At 34.7% G+C, this 19,118-nt stretch carries 20 protein-coding genes, 1 other RNA gene and 1 pseudogene; 18 read left to right on the top strand and 4 right to left on the bottom strand.

The window, feature by feature from the left end; all coding sequences use genetic code 11:
- Window positions 1-58: 58 nt before the first annotated feature.
- Together HMPREF2937_RS04600 and recU are read right to left on the bottom strand one after the other, a co-directional pair.
- Window positions 59-2,338, bottom strand: a complete 2,280-nt coding sequence (locus HMPREF2937_RS04600; protein ID WP_070864117.1) for a transglycosylase domain-containing protein — start codon at window positions 2,336-2,338, stop codon at window positions 59-61.
- Window positions 2,335-2,961 carry a Holliday junction resolvase RecU gene (gene recU, locus HMPREF2937_RS04595; protein WP_023015200.1) on the bottom strand — a complete coding sequence of 209 codons (627 nt, stop codon included), beginning with the start codon at window positions 2,959-2,961 and terminating at the stop codon, window positions 2,335-2,337. The genes HMPREF2937_RS04600 and recU overlap by 4 nt, the downstream gene beginning before the upstream one ends.
- Window positions 2,962-3,235: 274 nt before the next feature.
- Between recU and HMPREF2937_RS04590 the strand changes: the two genes are divergently transcribed.
- The 8 genes from HMPREF2937_RS04590 (at window position 3,236) to HMPREF2937_RS04555 (ending at window position 11,618) form a co-directional block, all read left to right on the top strand.
- Entirely contained in the window at window positions 3,236-3,574 is a 339-nt protein-coding gene (locus HMPREF2937_RS04590; RefSeq protein ID WP_002480953.1) for a DUF1798 family protein, read from the top strand.
- The gene (locus tag HMPREF2937_RS04585) at window positions 3,567-4,130 is read left to right on the top strand and encodes an SLOG family protein (RefSeq protein ID WP_057510508.1); all 564 of its coding nucleotides are present in this window, start codon (window positions 3,567-3,569) and stop codon (window positions 4,128-4,130) included. The genes HMPREF2937_RS04590 and HMPREF2937_RS04585 overlap by 8 nt, the downstream gene beginning before the upstream one ends.
- 12 nt (window positions 4,131-4,142) lie before the next feature.
- The gene (gene gpsB / locus HMPREF2937_RS04580; RefSeq protein ID WP_002480951.1) at window positions 4,143-4,472 is read left to right on the top strand and encodes a cell division regulator GpsB; all 330 of its coding nucleotides are present in this window, start codon (window positions 4,143-4,145) and stop codon (window positions 4,470-4,472) included.
- A 95-nt stretch (window positions 4,473-4,567) separates the two neighbouring features.
- Window positions 4,568-4,949, top strand: an RNA gene (gene rnpB / locus HMPREF2937_RS04575) — RNase P RNA component class B.
- 137 nt (window positions 4,950-5,086) lie between these two features.
- Window positions 5,087-6,211 (top strand): THUMP domain-containing class I SAM-dependent RNA methyltransferase, encoded by a 1,125-nt coding sequence (locus HMPREF2937_RS04570; protein ID WP_070864116.1) that lies wholly within the window; start codon window positions 5,087-5,089, stop codon window positions 6,209-6,211.
- Window positions 6,212-6,238: 27 nt separating this feature from the next.
- Window positions 6,239-7,135: an EamA family transporter RarD gene (rarD, locus tag HMPREF2937_RS04565; RefSeq protein ID WP_002480949.1), complete on the top strand. Its 897-nt coding sequence runs from the start codon at window positions 6,239-6,241 to the stop codon at window positions 7,133-7,135.
- Window positions 7,136-7,270: 135 nt separating this feature from the next.
- Window positions 7,271-10,711: a dynamin family protein gene (locus HMPREF2937_RS04560; protein ID WP_070864115.1), complete on the top strand. Its 3,441-nt coding sequence runs from the start codon at window positions 7,271-7,273 to the stop codon at window positions 10,709-10,711.
- Window positions 10,712-10,730: 19 nt separating this feature from the next.
- Window positions 10,731-11,618 carry a 5'-3' exonuclease gene (locus tag HMPREF2937_RS04555; RefSeq protein WP_023015204.1) on the top strand — a complete coding sequence of 296 codons (888 nt, stop codon included), beginning with the start codon at window positions 10,731-10,733 and terminating at the stop codon, window positions 11,616-11,618.
- A gap of 66 nt (window positions 11,619-11,684) precedes the next feature.
- On the opposite strand, the gene HMPREF2937_RS04550 is transcribed toward HMPREF2937_RS04555, so the two are convergent.
- Both HMPREF2937_RS04550 and HMPREF2937_RS04545 read right to left on the bottom strand, forming a co-directional pair.
- Window positions 11,685-12,077, bottom strand: coding sequence for a ribonuclease HI family protein (locus HMPREF2937_RS04550; protein ID WP_023015205.1), 393 nt, complete (start codon window positions 12,075-12,077; stop codon window positions 11,685-11,687).
- Window positions 12,078-12,124: 47 nt separating this feature from the next.
- Window positions 12,125-12,832, bottom strand: a complete 708-nt coding sequence (locus HMPREF2937_RS04545; RefSeq protein WP_002480945.1) for a queuosine precursor transporter — start codon at window positions 12,830-12,832, stop codon at window positions 12,125-12,127.
- Window positions 12,833-13,036: 204 nt separating this feature from the next.
- Here HMPREF2937_RS04545 and HMPREF2937_RS13250 point away from each other — a divergent pair, with 204 nt between their 5' ends.
- The 10 genes and pseudogenes from HMPREF2937_RS13250 (at window position 13,037) to HMPREF2937_RS13245 (ending at window position 19,107) form a co-directional block, all read left to right on the top strand.
- The gene (locus tag HMPREF2937_RS13250; protein ID WP_081600395.1) at window positions 13,037-13,231 is read left to right on the top strand and encodes a zinc-finger domain-containing protein; all 195 of its coding nucleotides are present in this window, start codon (window positions 13,037-13,039) and stop codon (window positions 13,229-13,231) included.
- A gap of 15 nt (window positions 13,232-13,246) precedes the next feature.
- On the top strand, window positions 13,247-14,365 hold the full coding sequence (locus tag HMPREF2937_RS04540) for a conserved virulence factor C family protein (protein WP_070848371.1): 1,119 nt from the start codon (window positions 13,247-13,249) through the stop codon (window positions 14,363-14,365).
- 90 nt (window positions 14,366-14,455) lie between these two features.
- Window positions 14,456-14,890, top strand: a complete 435-nt coding sequence (brxA, locus tag HMPREF2937_RS04535) for a bacilliredoxin BrxA (protein WP_002480943.1) — start codon at window positions 14,456-14,458, stop codon at window positions 14,888-14,890.
- A gap of 118 nt (window positions 14,891-15,008) precedes the next feature.
- Window positions 15,009-15,962, top strand: a complete 954-nt coding sequence (locus tag HMPREF2937_RS04530) for a thymidylate synthase (RefSeq protein ID WP_002480942.1) — start codon at window positions 15,009-15,011, stop codon at window positions 15,960-15,962.
- Between the two features lie 33 nt (window positions 15,963-15,995).
- A complete protein-coding gene (locus tag HMPREF2937_RS04525) occupies window positions 15,996-16,475 on the top strand; it encodes a dihydrofolate reductase (protein WP_002480941.1) in 480 nt (159 codons plus the stop codon).
- A 14-nt stretch (window positions 16,476-16,489) separates the two neighbouring features.
- On the top strand, window positions 16,490-17,326 hold the full coding sequence (locus HMPREF2937_RS04520; protein WP_002480940.1) for a DegV family protein: 837 nt from the start codon (window positions 16,490-16,492) through the stop codon (window positions 17,324-17,326).
- Between the two features lie 104 nt (window positions 17,327-17,430).
- The gene (gene msrA, locus HMPREF2937_RS04515) at window positions 17,431-17,958 is read left to right on the top strand and encodes a peptide-methionine (S)-S-oxide reductase MsrA (protein ID WP_002480939.1); all 528 of its coding nucleotides are present in this window, start codon (window positions 17,431-17,433) and stop codon (window positions 17,956-17,958) included.
- Window positions 17,951-18,385, top strand: a complete 435-nt coding sequence (msrB, locus tag HMPREF2937_RS04510; RefSeq protein ID WP_002480938.1) for a peptide-methionine (R)-S-oxide reductase MsrB — start codon at window positions 17,951-17,953, stop codon at window positions 18,383-18,385. Before msrA ends, msrB begins: the two co-directional genes overlap by 8 nt.
- A 1-nt stretch (window position 18,386) precedes the next feature.
- Window positions 18,387-18,887, top strand: coding sequence for a PTS sugar transporter subunit IIA (locus tag HMPREF2937_RS04505; RefSeq protein WP_002480937.1), 501 nt, complete (start codon window positions 18,387-18,389; stop codon window positions 18,885-18,887).
- Window positions 18,887-19,107 (top strand): annotated as a pseudogene (locus HMPREF2937_RS13245) (YozE family protein). The gene HMPREF2937_RS04505 and the pseudogene HMPREF2937_RS13245 overlap by 1 nt, the downstream one beginning before the upstream one ends.
- Window positions 19,108-19,118: the final 11 nt, after the last annotated feature.

Here is a 19,118-nt window from a genome sequence, read left to right as displayed (position 1 = left end):
TATTAAGTATAGAAAAAAGTGCAGTGCTCAGAAGTTTGAGTCACTGCACTTTTATTATTTATGAAGCTTTATTATTGAAAATGGCATGTAGATTAAAGAATCTTGATAATGCATTGCCATTTTGATTATCGCCTTGCTGGTTGTTGTTGCCTTGTTGTTGATTATTGCTTTGTCCTTGTTGGTTATTGTTACCAAAGTTTTGGTTTCTATTGTTTGAACCTTGTTGTTGACTGTTGTTGCTATTACTGCTGCCGCCTTGAGTAGTACCATTACCGTTTACTTTACGGTTTGTAGTATTGTGGTCAGGGTTGCTAGCAACGTATAAGTCAGATTTGCTTGAACCATTAACTGAAGCTGGACGTTGGAAGTCTTGTCCGTCTCTAGGACTGATGTCTGACATCACATCTTCAAGCAAGTATTGTGGATACTCTTGTTCGTTATGACCAACGAATGAGTTTTGACCATATTCTTTAACTTTATTGAAGCCCATCCAAACTGACATTGAGTATTTAGGAGTGAAACCGTTAATCCATACATCTTTCGCTGCGTTATCAGGTAAGTTGTATTGTTGGTAAGTTTCTGAACCATAAGTACCTGTACCAGTTTTGGCTGCTAAGTTAACACCAGATACGCCATGACCATAAGCAGAACCCCAAGCTTCAAATGTACCTTTTAGTACTTCTGAAAGCATGTATGCTGTGTAATCATGCATAGCTCTGTGGTGTTTGTGATCAAACTCTGTAGTATTACCTTCTTGATCGACAACTTTAGTAATACCGTGTGCTTGGTTGTATTCACCGCCATTAGCTAACGCTGCGAAAGCAGAAGCTAAATCAGTAGGTGAGAATTCAGATGATGAACCACCAAGTACTTCTGAAGGACCAATTTCACCTTCATATTTCAAGCCAACTTTCTCTGCAAATTTCTTAGGTGCGTCTTGACCAGCATCTTGTTTCGTTTGTTGCCAAGCTTTCAATGCTGGAATGTTGAAACTTTGACGTAATGCATCATAAAGTGTGACATTACCATGACTCTTCGTATCATAGTTTCTGAATGTAGTGCCATCTACCATGTATTCTGATTCGTCTTGAAGTTCATGGTTTGTTGCCCATTGCATATTCTCAATTGCTGGTCCGTAAGATAAGAATGGTTTTAATGAAGAACCAGTAGGGTGAGGGTCAGTTGCTTGGTTACGGTCGACAACATCTTTGAAGTGTCTGCCACCAGAAATTGCGACTAATCCACCGCTCTTACTGTCAACAATTGTTGAACCAACTTGTTGATCTTCGTTCTTATAGTAATTGCCGTTATCAATACGGTTCTGCAATGCTTTTTGAACGCTAGAGTCCATATTAGTATAAATCTTAATACCACTATTCATTAAGTCGCCAAGATTTTTGTCTTGGAACTCAGGATGTGCCATTAATTCAGACTTCACAAAGTTCACATATGAGTTATACTCAGGATCTTTATTATCTGGCTTAATTGCACGATCATCAGCACTACGTTTAACTAAGTTTTTCTCAATTGGTGTATCTTGCGCTTTTTTCATATCTTGTTCAGAAATACGTTTATGATAATGCATTAAGTATAATACAGTATCTTTACGAGATTCCGCTTCTTTAGGATTATCATATACATTGTATAAGTTAGGTACTTGAGGTAAACCTGCTAAGTACGCTTCCTCAGCTAAATTTAAATCTTTCAAATCTTTGTCGAAGTAATATTTAGCTGCTGCTTTAATCCCATAAACACCGTCAGAGTAGTAAATTTTGTTTAAGTAGATTTGGAAAATCTCATCTTTACTGTACTCTTGTTCTAAACGATACGATAAGTATGCTTCTTGTGCTTTACGGCCAATCGACTTTTGATCGGTTAAGAATGAACGTTTAACAACTTGTTGTGTTAATGTTGATGCACCTTGTGAACCGAATCCGCCAGTAATGTTTTTACCGACCGCACCGAATAAACGTTTATAGTCTAAAGCACCATGCTTATAGAAACGATTATCTTCAGTAGCTAGAACGGCATCTTTCATATTTTGCGGAACATCTTTTAAGTCCACGTGCGCACGTCTTTGGCCGTTATCAAGTGTCTTGATTAATTTACCGTCTTTATCATAAATCTTTGCTGGTATAGGATCTTTTAATTTTGCATCAGAAAACGCTGGCGCTTTCCATGCGTAGTAAGCGAATAAAAGAACACCAACTAAGGCTAAGACAATAAACGCAATTAAAATGAAGCCAATAATCTTAATAATTGTCCTCTTAATATTCCTATTCTGTTTTTTACCAGACTTTCCATTCTTAGAATGAGAAGTCTTCTTTCTTTCCGTCATACGCGGTCCTCACTTTCATCTAATATCAACTTATCAACGGCTTTGAGGTAATTCAATCGTGGTTGATACTGATAAGGAATATGGTAACCATTTTTTCTTATTTCTTCAACTGTAATTGATTTTCTGATGTTATTTTGATGTCTTTGCCAAAAGTTTTCAAAGGAACGATAAGGCAGCATATAAACTTCATCTAATGCTTTAAAACGAATTAGTAAAAATACAATTCCGTTTTGTTCATAGCATGATTTCATATGCGCAACTTGGTGTTCATGAATATTTTGTAATGGAAAAGACGTCTTGCTCTGGGTTTCTTTTGCTTCAAAATCAATATAACGGCCATTATAAATACCGTTATAGTCAGTTGTAGATGGGGTGCGGAAATATGCTTCTTTAATCACAGCTTTACTGCGTTTAGGATAAGAAACATTTACGATTTGAACGGGTGTCGGTTTCTTGTGTATTACTGCTTTACCTGTTGAAAGGTAGTAATCGTTTGATAATTCGATTTCCTTTTCTAAAGTCATCCCACGTCCGCCATACTTGATTTTACTTGAATTGAATGGGTTTGTGCGTCCAACTTTAGTCTTATTTCTATTAAATGGTTTACCATTTGGATAATTCATTTGTTTCACCACACCAACAGGTTTTTAAACCGTAATAATTATACACAACTTACAGTGAGATGCAAACTCTCGAAACTTATTTCAATACAATGCTTACTTAAAAACCTTCCTTTAGTATTTAAGCAAACATTGGTTTGTGTATATGTCACTTATTTTAACGTTAATCAAGCCATTTAACAATATTGAACCCTTTTATCATAGGGATTTAAAGGTTTTCTGAAATGACGTACTTATCAATATATGATAATTTAATTGTGAGGGAGGCGAAATGTGATTGTATACCATTATCTCAACATTAATAGAACAAACCTATATTATGAAACAAAGATATGAAGAAGCTAGATCAGGTAAGGCATATGATTTCAAAAACGAGGTGATGCCTTTTGCTTATCACATCGATGATTTGTTGAACCAATTGGATGGTTATGCAGAAAATATCATTGCGCTTTCATACATGAATCAGTTGAAGTATCAAATACTCAAAGAAAATTTAGAACGCCTTTCTGTCGAATGTCATTATGCTTCAGCAAGCCGGAAACTCTTTATGGATAAACTGAAAAGTGTGAACTATGACTTAAACTATTTAAAGGAAAGTGAAACGCAATATGGTTAAAACAGCATATGTTACCGGCTATAAATCCTATGAATTAAATATATTTAAAGATGATGCACCTGAAGTAAAATACCTTAAATTATTTTTAAAAAATAAATTGCAAAATCTGGTTGAGGAAGGTTTAGAATGGGTATTGATACAAGGACAATTAGGAATTGAAATGTGGACAGCTGAAGTGGTGCTTGACTTGCAACAAGAGTATCCTGAATTAAAGCTCGGTGTGATTACACCTTTTCAAAATCATACAGAACGTTGGAATGAACAAAATCAGTTGAAGTATCAACAAATTATTGAAAAAGCTGATTTTCATGATTCAGTGCATCACGCACCCTACGAAGGACCCTTTCAATTCAAACAAACAGATCAATTTATCCTAGACCATACTGATATGACTGTTCTAATTTATGATGAAGAACAAGAAGCGAGTCCAAAGTTCTTTAAGCGGATGTTAGTTGATTTTGCAGAACAAACAAACTATACTTATGATGTTGTAACGTTTGATGAAATCAATACATTCATCAGTGATATACAGTGGTCTGAAGAAAGTTTCGAATGAGGTGGAGAAAAAATGGCAGATGTATCTTTAAAATTATCAGCAAAAGATATTTATGAGAAAGACTTCGAAAAAACCCTTGCACGTGGATATAGAAGGGAAGAAGTAGATGCATTTTTAGATGACATCATCGCAGACTATCAAAAAATGGCAGACATGAATAATGAAGTAATTAAATTAAATGAAGAAAATCATAAGTTGAAAAAAGAACTTGAAGAGTTACGTTTACGTGTAGCTACTTCTAGACCACAAGAAAACAAAAGTTTTTCTTCAAACACAAATTCTAGTAATGTAGATATTCTTAAACGTATCTCTAATTTAGAAAAAGCAGTATTTGGAAAATAGTTATTCTGAGTTTATGGCTCGAAGTCTGAAAAGTTGTGCTTTTTCGGATTAGCTTTACCATAGACAAAGAACCATGCTATAATTTTAAGAAGTGATATTTCGGGTAATCGCTATAGCAATATAGAGGAAAGTCCATGCTCACACAATCTGAGATGATTGTAGTGTTCGTGCTTGATGAAACAATAAGTCAAGGCTAATAGACGGCAGTGAAATAATCTAAGTCTTTTGGATATGATTAAAGTAGCTTGAAAGTGCCACAGTGACGGAGCCTTTACAGAAATGTAAAGGGTGGAACGCGGTAAACCCCTCGAGTGAGCAATCCAAATTTGGTAGGAGCACTTATTTAGCGGAATTCAACGTATAAATGAGGGAATAAGTGTGCGTAAATACTTATTCCAGACAGATGGTTACCACCGGCGTACGAGTGACTACTAGTGCACGTTATCAGTACTAAGGTACAGAACATGGCTTATAGAAATATCCTCACTAGTTCAGCTCTCCAAGATTGGAGAGCTTTTTTATTTGATATCTCGCTTACTACACATATATTACCGCTTCAAAATTTGCTACAATAATAAAGTAAATCAACAAAAATAGAAGGAAGGTCAACGCATATGTATCAATTATTAGCCGTATGTCCAATGGGTCTTGAAGCTGTTGTTGCAAAAGAAGTTAACGCATTAGGCTACGAAACAACAGTGGAAAACGGAAGAATATTTTTCGAAGGCGATGAAACTGCAATTGCCAAAAGTAATTTATGGCTGCGTACTGCTGACAGAGTCCGATTAGTCATGGGACGCTTTAAAGCTACAACATTCGAAGAACTATTCGAACAAACCAAAGCATTACCTTGGGAAACAATCATTACAGAAGATGGTAATTTCCCAGTACAGGGTCGAAGTGTTAAATCAACGCTTCATAGTGTACCTGATGTTCAAGCAATCGTGAAAAAAGCAATTGTTGAACGCTTAAAAGATGCCTACGCACATAAAGGATGGTTAGATGAAACAGGAAGTAAGTATCCTTTGGAAGTCGCAATTCATAAAGACGAAGTACTTTTAACAATTGATACTTCTGGTTCAGGTTTAAACAAACGCGGATACAGACTCGCACAAGGTGAAGCGCCAATCAAAGAAACATTAGCTGCTGCGTTGATTCGCTTAGCTAACTGGGATGGCAACACACCTTTAATCGATCCATTCTGTGGTTCAGGCACAATCGCAATTGAAGCATGCTTAATTGCACAAAATATTGCGCCTGGCTTTAACCGCTCATTCGTTTCAGAACAATGGGATATCATGCCTGATGATCTATACGAACAATTGCGTGACGAAGCAGATCAACAAGCAGATTACGACAAAGAAGTTGAAGTCTATGCATATGATATTGATCCTGAAATGGTAGACATTGCGATACGTAACGCTGAAGAAGTAGGATTGAGTGAAGTCATTCAATTCGGTGTCAAAGATGTGAATACTTTAGATATCCATACCGATCAACCTATCGCATTAATTGGTAACCCGCCATACGGTGAGCGTATTGGTGATAGAGAAGAAGTTGAAGAAATGTATCGCTATCTTAGTAAGTTGATGCGTCAACACAAAAACTTATCAGAGTACATTTTAACAAGTAATAAAGAATTTGAATTTTTAACACAACAAAAAGCAACAAAACGTAGAAAGCTCTTCAATGGTTATATAGAATGTACGTATTATCAATATTGGGCTAAGAAAAAGTAAATAGTTTGAAAAATTGGGGTGACTAGGATGAATCAAGAATTTAAACGCGGCATAGTATACTCCATAATTGCCTATATCCTTTGGGGAACATTACCAATTTATTGGTCGTTGCTCAATGATATCAGTCCGTTTGAAATTCTCGCTTATCGTATTATTTTATCCATGATTTTTATGGTTGTATTAATCATGGCAATGGGAAAAAGTTCACAATTTATAAGTGGCATTAAAGCCTTAACAACCAAACAACTTTGGGCTATTATTCTAGCCGGCTATATCATTACAGTAAACTGGGGCACATTTATCTGGGCGGTAAATAATAATCACGTACTCCAAGCGAGTTTAGGTTATTATATTAATCCGCTTGTCAGCATTTTACTTGCGATGATCTTTATGAAAGAAAAATTCAATAAGTTAGAATGGTTAGCAATTTTCCTTGCTTTTATTGGTGTGCTATACATGACGTTAAAAATCGGCGAGTTCCCGGTTGTTTCGATTATTTTAGCAGTGTCATTCGGATTTTATGGCCTGCTTAAGAAAATTGTACCGATTGATGCTTTAAGCAGTATTACATTTGAATGTATCGTTACAACGCCAGCAGCTTTGATTTATATCGTTTATTTATGGATCTCACATCAAACAACCATTGGTATCAACATGCCGACATTCTGGCTATTGTTCTCAGGGGCTATTACAGCGATTCCATTAATTTCGTTCTCTGCAGGTGCAAGACGTATTCCTTTATCATTAATGGGATTCATTCAATATATCGGTCCGACATTAATTTTTATTTTAGGTATCTTTATTTACAGAGAACCTTTTGATACAAATCAATTCGTTACCTTTATCTTTATTTGGGCTGGAATTATCGTTTACAGCTTATCTCGCTACTTACAAATTAAGCATGCGAATAATCCAGGTCTTTAAAATTATGATGCATTTGACTAAATATCAGTCAGATGCATCTTTTTTATTCTCCGCAACATCGATTTTAATCCTTTAGAGTAAAGCGCTTTTAGTATACAATTAAAGCAATGTTATTTATAAAGGGGTACATAATCTATGACGAGTAACAACCAATTAGATATTTTATATAAATTAAAAAAAGAAGTCGAAAAATCAAACCATCAAGATTTGGTCCATATTATCAACCAAGTCATTAAAAAAGTTTATCTAGATCAATACACATTAACATTTGTCGGTCACTTTTCAGCAGGCAAATCTACATTAATCAACTTACTACTAGAACAAGAAATCTTACCAAGTTCACCTGTACCGACAACCAGCAACACAGCAATCGTCAGTGTCGCTGATAAAAGTGAAATTATCGCAAACTTAGAAGGTCAAAAATATACACGCTTGAACAATTATGATGAAGTGAAGCAATTAAACAGACAAAATGGGGATGTAGAGTCTGTAGAAATTCGTTTTGAATCTGATAAATTCAAAAAAGGATTCACCTTACAAGATACACCAGGTGTAGACTCAAACGTTTCATTACACCAAGCATCAACAGAACAATTCATGTTTACCAGCAATATTATTTTTTATACAGTAGATTATAACCATGTTCAATCCGCAATGAACTTCCAATTTATGAAACGTTTGAATCATGCAGGCATCCCAGTAGTCTTCGTAATAAATCAAATCGATAAACATAATGATGAAGAGCTTTCATTCGATGCTTTCAAACAAAATATTCAGCACGCGGTAGATGAATGGGACTTAGAACTTCTGAAAACATTTTATGTTTCTAAGTATGACCACCCAGAAAATCAAATTAATGCACTGTCTGATTTCTTAATCGAACAAGATACACATCGCGAGTCTATGGAAGACTATATTGAAAGAATCACACAGTTTATTACCGAAGACCAAAAATCATATATTCAAGCTGAAATGCAGGATATTTTAGCAAACTTAGATATTGATGCTTCACAATTTGACCAAGCTTATTTAAACTTCCAACAGAATCAATCTGTTAGTGAAGAAGCACAGTTGTTAAATGATCCAGATAAGCTCTATAAATATTTAAATTATCAACGCAAAAACATTTTAGAAAACGCATACTTAATGCCGCATGAAATGCGTGAAAAGATTCGTCTCTACTTAGAGAGCCAAGTAAAGACATTCAAAGTTGGCGGATTCTTTAATAAGAAAAAGAAAACTGAAGAAGCTAGGGAAGAGCGTTTACAAAATGTAATGACAGCGTTACAAGATATTGTAAATCAACAAATCAGACAGCCTATGCGAGAAGATATGTCATTCTTAACCCGCTTCATCAACCAAACAGACGTCAACCAATCTATTTTAAATCAGCATTATGAAATACCATCCTCACTTGTCACAGATTTATACCAAGAACAAATGAGTATCAGTAATGCTTATGTATTAAACTTCTGTGACGATGTCGTTAAAGCTATTCATCGATTTATTAAAAAAGAATCTGAACCTCTATTAAAACGTGCTATTGAAAATGCTGAAACACAACATGTCGACGATGAAGAAGAGACGGATCAAAATGATTATGAAAAATATATTGAGTTACGTAAGCTGCGTGAATCACTCATCACAAGAAATTATCAACATTATTATATTCACTTAGATGATTCATTAGATAAATTGATTGACCGTACAGAAATCACATATACAAAAGAAGAGCTAGAAACACCGAAAAAACAACTGAACCAAACTAAACAAAAAACTGAGTTAAAATCTGATATCGATATTGAAACAATTAAGCAAGGTATCGATATCATTGATCCTGTTCCTTTATTTGAACAAACCAAATCAGATTTGAAGGCTGCTATTGAACGAATGGATCAACAAATTGTGAAAATCGGAGTCTTCGGTACATTCAGTGCTGGTAAAAGCAGCTTAATCAATGCGTTACTAGGTGAAAATTATTTAGTAAGTTCACCAAATCCTACTACAGCAGCAACAACAGAGCTCTCATATGGTAATTCAAGTGCAATCACTTTAAAACAAGCACCTCAATTACTCGCGGAATTAAATCAATTAGTTGAATCTCAAAAATTCCACTTTGAGAGTTTAGAGGACTTTAAAGCAACAGATACAACAGAGTTAAAACATTCATTGAAGAAAGAACAACTTGCTTTTGTTAATGCGGTTAAAGAACAATTAGATTTATACCAAAATATGATTCAAGATGGTTACCATCACGATATCAGTCAGGATGAAGTAAAAAAATGGAGTGCTCAAGATGAGTATGCTGCGTTTGTGGAAACTGTTCATTTAAACTTACCGATAGACTGGTTGAAAAATAAAATTATTGTAGACTCTTTAGGGCTTTATTCAAATAACCAACGTCATTCTAATGAAACAGAAAAAATATTAACATCATCTGATTTGATTTTATACGTAAGTTACTTCAATCATTCATTTACTGATAACGACAAAGCATTTATTGAGTATATGAAAGAGATGAATCAACTCAATGAAAATCAAACATTCAAGATGATTATTAATGCAGTAGATTTAGCAGAATCAACAGAAGATTTAGAAGCTGTGGAAGATTATGTCAGCGATGCATTACAACAAGTAAATATGCCTGCTGATATTTATAGTGTTTCTAGTCGACGTGCATTAAAAGAGGGCGATGAAGGGCTAAATAAACTAAAAGATAGTCTAGATTACTTTGCGGAGGTCGAATCTAAGGTTGTTTTACAACAACAAATGAAAGCGCAACTTGAACAAATTAGTGCCTCTTATACACAAATGTCAGAAGACTATCAAAATAACCGTGAAGAAATGGAAACGCGTCAACAAGAAGTAAGAAAGATTGAACAAAAAGGTGCGATTCCAACTACGACTTTAAAAACGACTAAGCAACATGTTTATAACGAAGTTGAAGATCAAGTATATCACTTGAATGAACGCTTAAAAATTCAATTGTTTGATGAAGTTCGTACAGTATTCAACGGGCAAATGACTAAAAACAATGACTTTGATGCTGAAAAACGTGATGCAGTTAAAACATATCTTGAACAAATCCATGGCAGATTGTATATGGAACAAACTTTAATTGCTGAACGTATTAAAAAATTCTTTAATAAGCAACTGGAAGATCAACTTGCACCTATTGTTAAGCAATTGAATCAATTGCATATTTTATTGCAGCCACACTTTGAGATTGAAATGGATAAAGATAAAATTACAACGATGCATATTGATTTTAATGAAATGTTCGAACATCTTCCGAAAAAATTGACGAAAAAGCGTTTGTTGCAACTGAAAGCACAAAAAGAACTACAAGAGCAAATCACAATGGAAACAGTTGACTTGTTGCAAAACAACATTAACCAATTACGACAAGAGTTAGAACAACAAGTGTCTAAGATGGGCAAGATTGCAGATCAACAATTAAATGAGATTTCAAATGAAATACATGAACAAGCAAGCGCATTATTAAGCGTTAAAATTGATAATAGCTTGATTCAACAAATTGATGCGGCTAACCGTCAATTAAAAGAAATTATTTAACTTAGAAAGAGGAAGTAGTATGACAAACAAAGTATTGCTGGTAGATGGAATGGCGTTATTATTCCGCCATTTCTATGCTACAAGCATTCATCATCAATTCATGAGAAATTCAAACGGAGTTCCGACTAATGGCGTACAAGGATTTGTTCGTCACATCTTTTCAGCAATAGATGATATTCAACCGACACATATCGCTGTATGTTGGGACATGGGGCAACAAACGTTTCGAAATGAAATGTTTGCAGATTATAAACAACATAGACCAGCACCGCCTGATGAATTGATACCACAATTCGATTTAGTTCAAGATATTTCAAACGCACTTGGGTTTGTTAATATTGGAGTTAAAAATTATGAAGCCGATGATGTTATCGGAACGTTAAGCAGAAATTTATCAGAGGATAACGAAGTTTATATCGTTACAGGAGATAAAGATATCTTACAATGTATAAATCCTAATGTTGAAGTTTGGTTGACTAAAAAAGGATTTAATATTTATAACCGCTATGATTTAACACGCTATCAAGAAGAATATCAATTACATCCGCTTCAACTCATCGATATCAAAGCGTTTATGGGAGATACCGCTGATGGTTATCCTGGCGTCAAAGGAATTGGTGAAAAAACAGCACATAAATTGATCTTAAAATATCAGTCTGTAGAAAATGTTATCAATCACATTGACGAATTGACACCGGCACAACAAAAGAAAATCATCAGCCAATTAGATGATTTGAAACTTTCAAAACAACTTGCAGAAATCCACACTAATGTACCATTAGATGTAACAGCATTATTTAATCAAATGCAGTATCATCTGGATTTCATTGATATTTTCAATGTCTTAGATACTCACGATTTGAAAGTGTCTAAGAAATTTATTGAAAGAGAATTCTTACCATTTTAATCATTCAAAACAAAAGCGGGAGGGCGTTTCACAGTTAATAACTGTGGAGACGTCCTCCCGCTTCTTTTATTTTAATTGCTGATAGAGCGCTTGTTGCGCATGATGATTGGCTTCTTTATTTTGTGCTCTAGGAATCCAATCAATCAGACATAAATCAAATGCTTTCATTTTCTTCGCTGCTTCAACTAAATAACCTTTAAACTTCTCATTCTTAGCAAAGCCTTTATCTAAACTGTCAGTGATCAGCTTAGAATCGGTATAAATTAATGCCGTAGATACATTTAATTCTAATGCACAGTCTAAGGCAAAATTAAAAGCTTGCCATTCTGCTGAATGATTGTCAGTAGGTGCGATATCTTGCGTGAAAGTTTGATGGTTACTCTCTTCAATAATTGTTGCTGCAATAGATGCTGGTCCTGGATTACCTTTAACTGCTGCATCAAAAAATATTTTAGCCATACATCATTCCATCCTTAATCAAAATATTATATTATCTATACCCTCAATCAGTAACCTTCATCTTTGGATTGAATTTTACCTTTTCGGTACATTGATTTAGCCCAGTAACCAAATGGCACATTAAAGATTGTAGCAAGTAGTTTTAAGAAGTAAGTCGTAATAAAGATTTCAAAGACTGCACCTGCTGGCAGCAAACCAATAAACGCGATACTTACAAAAAGGGCAGTATCAATAATAGAACTTAATGTCGTACTCCCATATGCACGAATTGCAAATGTGCGATCTGACTTGAATACTTTTTTAATCGCATTGAAGATAAAGACATCGATATGTTGTCCGATGATATAAGCGATAATCGAACCTAACGCGATTCTAGGTACTATATTGAAAATTGTACTTAGCGCTTTTTGTGCCATATCTTCTGGAGCGGGAATAAAATGTAATGATAGTTGCATTAAAATTATCATTACTAATGATGAACTAAAGCCCATCCATACTGCTCTTTTAGCTACTTTACGTCCATAGATATCGTTTAAAATATCCGTCGCTAAATAAATAGACGCAAACATTACATTTCCTAAAGTCGCAGAAATCGTAAAGATGTCTACAGTTTTAATTACTTGAATGTTAGCAATTACAGTTCCGATAGCTACCCAAGCAATTAAACCTTGCTTACCGAACAAACGATACATTGCGACCATTAATGTAAAGGTCACTAGAAAGGCAATAATACCTAATATTTCATTGTAAAACATAATTAACCTCCTAAATTTTGTTAATGCGGGTGTTTAGAAACCGCAACTCAACTCATATATTCTATAGAAATCGTACATTAAATGCAATAGCCATTTAGTTACAACTACAAAGTAGAGAGATGAAGTTAACCGTGTCGCATGATATAATGAGGCTAAATTAATCGTCCTTAAACCATTTAAGGTGTTATTAATTATGTAAAGGGAGTGACGATTATTTTTTCAAAATCCGAAAAAAGAGCGCTTGATTCCATAGATGATTTATTAAGCACTTACTGCAAAAATTGTGAATTAAAAACATATAATCGTAAAACAAAAGGGAAAACATATGCACATCATTTTTGTATTTACGAATGTTCAGTAGGTAAACAAATCAAGCAATTTGGTAACGAACTACAATAATTGGGGGTTATTTTGATGGAAATCGTTCGTATTGAACCGACACCAAGTCCGAATACCATGAAAGTGGTATTGAATAAGAAAAGAGAGGACAATCAATCCTCCACCTATACAAAAGTAAAAGAAGGCCAACCTGATTTTATCAATAGACTTTTAGAGGTTGAAGGTGTTAAATCCATTTTCCATGTCATCGACTTTTTAGCTGTGGATAAAGTACCAAAAGCAGATTGGGAGGCATTACTGCCTAATATTACAGCTGCAATTAGTAATGAATCTGAAACTGAAACAAATGATACACCTGCACCTGATGAACATTTCGGCGAAATTAAAGCGGAAGTGCTCAAATTTAAAGGTATCCCGTATCAGATTAAACTCACTACTACTAAGGATGAAGAACGCAGACAATTACCAGACTACTTTGTCGATACAATGCTAGCAGCACAAAAAGATGATGACAATGTAGTATTTATGCGTAAGTGGGAAGATTTAGGTACGCGTTATGGCGAACTAGAAGAAGTTATGGATAATGTTGAAGAAGAACTTGTCGCACTATATCCTGAAAATAAACTTAATGAATTAAAACAAGAAGCATTAAATACGGATATTGTGGTTCCAACAGCACACTATCAACATGTGACAGTTGATGAATTTAATGCGGCAGAAGATTGGAAAGCACAACTTAGAATGTTGAAATCTTTCCCGACACCAACCAAAGAAGATTATCCTCTTATCGAAACTGCATTAAATCATCCTAAAATTCCAATTCGACGCGAAGCTATTGTGCTAGCAAGTATGGTAGAAGATGAGTCAGTTCTTCCATATATGTACCAAGGTTTACAGGATAAAAATCCTGGTGTACGCCGAACTGCCGGAGATGGATTAAGTGATTTAGGATTTAAAGCAGCTTTACCAGAAATGGAGAAAGCTTTAGATGATCCACAAAAGATTGTGCGTTGGCGTGCCGCGATGTTTATTTTTGATGAAGGTGGCGAAGCACAATTACCAGCTTTGAAAGCACATGAAGATGATGACGCTTACGAAGTGAAGTTACAGATTCAAATGGCCATCTCTCGTATTGAAAAAGGTGACGAAGCACTAGGATCTGTTTGGAAACAAATTGCTAACCGTAATAAATAAGCGGAATTAGGATGAATCAACAAATTAATTAGATTACATTTCTGATTATTTCATGTAAAATAAACTATAAATGAACAAGGAGTGTATATTATGAATCCATATGAAGCATATATGCAAGAACTCGCACAAGGTATGCGTAGCGAGTTAACACAAAATGGTTTTGAAAGTTTAGAAACTGCAGAAGCAGTTGATCAATATATGGACAATGTAGGTGCTGAGGAAACTACATTTGTTGTTATTAATTCAGTATGTGGTTGTGCAGCTGGATTAGCTCGTCCAGCAGCTGTAGCAGTTGCTGAGCAAAATGATAAAAAGCCTGATCACAAAGTAACTGTCTTTGCAGGTCAAGATAAAGAAGCAACACAAGAAATGAGAGAGTTCATACAACAAGTACCTTCAAGTCCTTCTTTCGCTTTATTTAAAGGTACAGAATTAAAACATTTTATGCCTCGTGAATATATTGAGGGACGCGATATTCAAGATATCTGTATGGATATCAAAGATATGTTTGATGAAAACTGTTAATCAATTTGAATTGATTTCATAATCGAAGGTACGGGACAATATTTGATGGCTGACTCAGTCCATCAATTGTCCCATTTTTTATAATTGGAGATACATACGATTTGAGGAGGAGATAGGTATGAATTCATTCGACGAAGCATATCATGACCTATGTAAGGAAATTTTAGCTATCGGGAACGAACGCGATGATCGTACACGTACTGGTACCATTTCAAAATTCGGTCATCAATCACGCTATGACTTAAGTAAAGGCTTCCCTTTATTAACAACTAAAAAAGTATTCTTTAAGTTGATTGCGACTGAGCTGATTTGGTTTATGAAAGGCGACACAAATATCAAATATTTACTAGAATACAACAATAATATTTGGAATGAATGGGCATTTGAAAACTATGTTGAATCAGAAGATTATCATGGTCCGGACATGACGAATTTCGCACATCGTGCATTACAAGATGAAGCATTCAACGAAGTTTACCAACAAGAAATGGAAAAATTTAAATCACGCATTCTAAACGATGATGATTTTGCGCAAAAACACGGCAATTTAGGGAATGTATATGGTAAGCAATGGCGAGATTGGGTTGGTGCAGATGGTCAACATTATGATCAACTTGCTACAGTCATCGAACAAATCAAAACTCACCCTACATCTAGACGTCACATCGTATCTGCATGGAACCCAGCAGAAATTGATACGATGGCATTACCGCCATGTCATACGATGTTCCAGTTTTATGTACAAGACGGCAAACTAAGTTGCCAATTATATCAACGTAGTGCAGATGTATTTTTAGGAGTTCCATTTAATATCGCAAGTTATAGTTTACTAACACATTTAGTAGCAAAAGAATGCGGCTTAGAAGTCGGTGAGTTTGTGCATACGATCGGTGATGCACATATCTATTCTAATCATATCGATGCGGTTAAAAAACAATTAAGTCGTTCAAGTTACGAACCACCTCAATTAAAAATCAATACAGATCGTTCAATTTTTGATATTCAATATGAAGACTTGGAGATTGTAAATTATCAATCACACCCAGGTATTAAAGCACCTATCGCAGTATAAAAACAATTAGAATTTTTGAAAGGGGATAAGAATATGACGCTTTCTATTCTTGTTGCGCATGATCAAAACAGAGTAATCGGTAAGGATAACCAACTACCATGGCATTTGCCTAATGATTTAAAACATGTCAAAAAATTAAGTACTGGCAATACACTCGTAATGGGCCGTAAAACATATGAATCTATCGGCAAACCGCTTCCAAACAGACGTAACGTCGTTTTAACACGTGATGAATCTTTTCATCCTGAAGGTGTAGATGTCATACACAATTTTGAGGATATTTATGATTTGCCTGGCCATGTCTTCATTTTCGGCGGCCAAGCATTGTTTGAAGAATTTATCGATAAAGTAGATGACATGTACATCACTGTCATTGAAGATAAATACCAAGGAGATACGTTCTTCCCACCTTATACTTTTGAAGATTGGGAAGTTGAATCTTCAGTTAAAGGAGAACAAGATGAACGCAATAAAATTCCGCACACGTTCTTACATCTTGTTCGTAAAAAGTAATAGGAGGTATGGAAATGCGTAAAAAAATTGTCACAGACTCAACAACAGATTTACCTCAATCATATCTAAAAGAGCACGATGTTCATGTGATTCCTCTTAATTTAACGATTGAAGGCAAATCTTATATCGACCAACAAGACATTTCTTCTGAACGTGTAATTGAGTTAATAGAAGAAGATGTAGATATCAAAACCAGCCAACCTCCTATTGGTAAATTTATTGAAATGTACGATGAATTAGGAAAAGACGGCTCAGAAATCATTAGTATTCATATGACATCTGGATTAAGCGGTACGTATCAAACTGCGTATCAAGCTAGTCAAATGACTGATTCAAAAGTTACAGTTATTGATTCAAAATCCATTTCATTCGGCCTTGGTTTCCAACTGGAACATATTGTTGAATGGAATAACGAAGGGTTATCAACAGAAGAAATTCTTAAAAAATTAAAACATTTACAAAGCAATATCAAACTCTTTGTAGTGATTGGCCAATTAAACCAACTGATTAAAGGCGGACGTATCGGTAAAGCTAAAGGTATGATAGGTAATATGATGCGTTTAAAACCAGTGGGCATTCTTGATGATGGACAAATCAAAATCCTTCATAATGCACGTACACAAAAGTCGAGTATTCAAATTATTAAAAAAGAGCTTGCTCAGTTCATTGAAAATCATTCGATTAAAAAAATCGGCTTAGCTCATGCAAATGCATTAGATTTTGTAGATAAGTTTAAACAACAATTTGCGATTGAAGAAAATAATACTGAAGTTGAAATCAATACGACAACACCAGTTATTTCAACACATACTGGACAAGGTGCAGTAGGATTCGTTGTCTTGCGTCAATAATCGATAATTCTCATGAAAATCATCGGGTTAAAGCAAACTAATAGAAAATAAAGTGCAGTCATGATAAATTTAGAATTGACTAAACGCCGAATGGAGGTAATATTTTGGCATATGCAACATTAGCTGGCGGTTGTTTCTGGTGTATGGTAAAACCATTCACATCTTATCCTGGTATTAAGAATATTGTCTCAGGATACAGTGGCGGCCACGTAGAAAATCCAACTTATGAAGAAGTATGTACGAACACAACAGGACATGTTGAAGCAGTACAAATTGAATATGATCCTGAAATCACTTCATTTGAAAATATATTAGATGTTTATTTCAAGACGTTCGATCCAACAGATAATGGTGGACAATTCTTCGATCGCGGTGAAAGTTACCAACCGGTCATTTTCTACCATGACGAAGAACAAGAAAAAGCTGCACAATCTAAAATCCAGCAGTTAAACGAACAAATGATTTTTAATAAACCTGTGATTACACCGGTAAAACCATATAAAAACTTTTACCCGGCAGAATCTTATCATCAAGATTATTATAAAAAGAATCCAATGCATTATGAACAGTATCAAAAAGGTTCAGGAAGAAAAGACTTTATAGAAAGACATTGGGGGGAGCAAAATGCTTAAAAAAAGTAAAAATGAATTAACAGATATGGAATATCTTGTTACTCAAGAAAATGGTACAGAACCTCCTTTCCAAAATGAATATTGGAATCATTTCGAAAAAGGTATCTATATCGATAAACTTTCAGGTAAACCACTATTCACTTCAGAAGAAAAATTTCATTCTGATTGTGGTTGGCCAAGCTTCTCTAAAGCTCTAAGTGACGATGATATCATTGAACTTGTAGATAAGTCATTTGGTATGGTAAGAACTGAAGTACGTTCTGAAAACAGCCATTTAGGTCACGTTTTCAATGATGGACCAAAAGAAACAGGCGGATTAAGATATTGTATCAATTCAGCTGCTGTACAATTTATTCCTTATGATAAATTAGAAGAACTTGGATATGGTGATTTGATTCCACATTTCAAGAACCAAGGAGAGAAATAATATGTTTAAAAAATTATTTGGCAAAGAGGATAAAGTAGATAAGTCAATCGAGGTTTATGCACCGATTTCTGGTGAATACGTTAAAATCGAAGATATTCCAGACCCAGTATTTGCGCAAAAAATGATGGGTGATGGCTTTGGTGTTAATCCAAGCGAAGGTGTCGTTGTTTCACCAATTGAAGGTAAAGTTGATAATATCTTCCCAACTAAACATGCGTTAGGTTTAAAAGCTGATAACGGTTTAGAATTATTAATTCACATCGGTCTAGATACAGTTCAATTAGATGGTGAAGGATTCAATGTATTGGTTGAAAGCGGCGATACAGTAAAAGTTGGAGATCCACTAGTTGAATTTGATTTAGACTATATTGGAAATAACGCTAAATCAGTCATTTCACCAATTATTATTACTAATACAGATCAAGCAGATAAAATCGATATCCACCCGCAAGATCAATTAGTTAAAAGTGAAACAAAAGTAATTGATGTGACAATGGGTTAATGAAAGATTATTCATTTTATCAATTTGCGCTTACTGTGCGAGGCAGACCTGATGAAAAGGTCAATTAGCAGAACAGATTTTTGATGATTTAGCTTTTCCAAAACATGAGTCAGACTTTCATACATTGTCAGACTATATAGAGACTGAAGCTTCTATCAGTTCACCAATGTATGTATTTGATGACTTATTTGATGAATATCAGGAATGGTTAAAATTTTAAATTTTTGACGT

This window comes from Staphylococcus sp. HMSC061G12, from assembly GCF_001838465.1.
GTDB lineage: Bacteria > Bacillota > Bacilli > Staphylococcales > Staphylococcaceae > Staphylococcus > Staphylococcus simulans.
The sequence above is the reverse complement of the archived record's forward strand: the minus strand, read 5'-3'. Positions and strand labels throughout refer to the sequence as shown.

Excerpts from the sequence above, each read along its gene's own strand:
- gpsB (WP_002480951.1), top strand. The coding sequence starts at position 4,143 with ATGGCAGATGTATCTTTAAAATTATCAGCAAAAGATATTTATGAGAAA.
- HMPREF2937_RS04570 (WP_070864116.1), top strand. The coding sequence starts at position 5,087 with ATGTATCAATTATTAGCCGTATGTCCAATGGGTCTTGAAGCTGTTGTT.
- brxA (WP_002480943.1), top strand. The coding sequence starts at position 14,456 with ATGAATCCATATGAAGCATATATGCAAGAACTCGCACAAGGTATGCGT.
- HMPREF2937_RS04530 (WP_002480942.1), top strand. The coding sequence starts at position 15,009 with ATGAATTCATTCGACGAAGCATATCATGACCTATGTAAGGAAATTTTA.
- HMPREF2937_RS04555 (WP_023015204.1), top strand. The coding sequence starts at position 10,731 with ATGACAAACAAAGTATTGCTGGTAGATGGAATGGCGTTATTATTCCGC.
- HMPREF2937_RS04505 (WP_002480937.1), top strand. The coding sequence starts at position 18,387 with ATGTTTAAAAAATTATTTGGCAAAGAGGATAAAGTAGATAAGTCAATC.
- HMPREF2937_RS04585 (WP_057510508.1), top strand. The coding sequence starts at position 3,567 with ATGGTTAAAACAGCATATGTTACCGGCTATAAATCCTATGAATTAAAT.
- recU (WP_023015200.1), bottom strand. The coding sequence starts at position 2,961 with ATGAATTATCCAAATGGTAAACCATTTAATAGAAATAAGACTAAAGTT.
- HMPREF2937_RS04525 (WP_002480941.1), top strand. The coding sequence starts at position 15,996 with ATGACGCTTTCTATTCTTGTTGCGCATGATCAAAACAGAGTAATCGGT.
- HMPREF2937_RS04560 (WP_070864115.1), top strand. The coding sequence starts at position 7,271 with ATGACGAGTAACAACCAATTAGATATTTTATATAAATTAAAAAAAGAA.
- HMPREF2937_RS04540 (WP_070848371.1), top strand. The coding sequence starts at position 13,247 with ATGGAAATCGTTCGTATTGAACCGACACCAAGTCCGAATACCATGAAA.
- rarD (WP_002480949.1), top strand. The coding sequence starts at position 6,239 with ATGAATCAAGAATTTAAACGCGGCATAGTATACTCCATAATTGCCTAT.
- HMPREF2937_RS04520 (WP_002480940.1), top strand. The coding sequence starts at position 16,490 with ATGCGTAAAAAAATTGTCACAGACTCAACAACAGATTTACCTCAATCA.
- msrB (WP_002480938.1), top strand. The coding sequence starts at position 17,951 with ATGCTTAAAAAAAGTAAAAATGAATTAACAGATATGGAATATCTTGTT.
- HMPREF2937_RS04550 (WP_023015205.1), bottom strand. The coding sequence starts at position 12,077 with ATGGCTAAAATATTTTTTGATGCAGCAGTTAAAGGTAATCCAGGACCA.
- HMPREF2937_RS04545 (WP_002480945.1), bottom strand. The coding sequence starts at position 12,832 with ATGTTTTACAATGAAATATTAGGTATTATTGCCTTTCTAGTGACCTTT.
- HMPREF2937_RS04600 (WP_070864117.1), bottom strand. The coding sequence starts at position 2,338 with ATGACGGAAAGAAAGAAGACTTCTCATTCTAAGAATGGAAAGTCTGGT.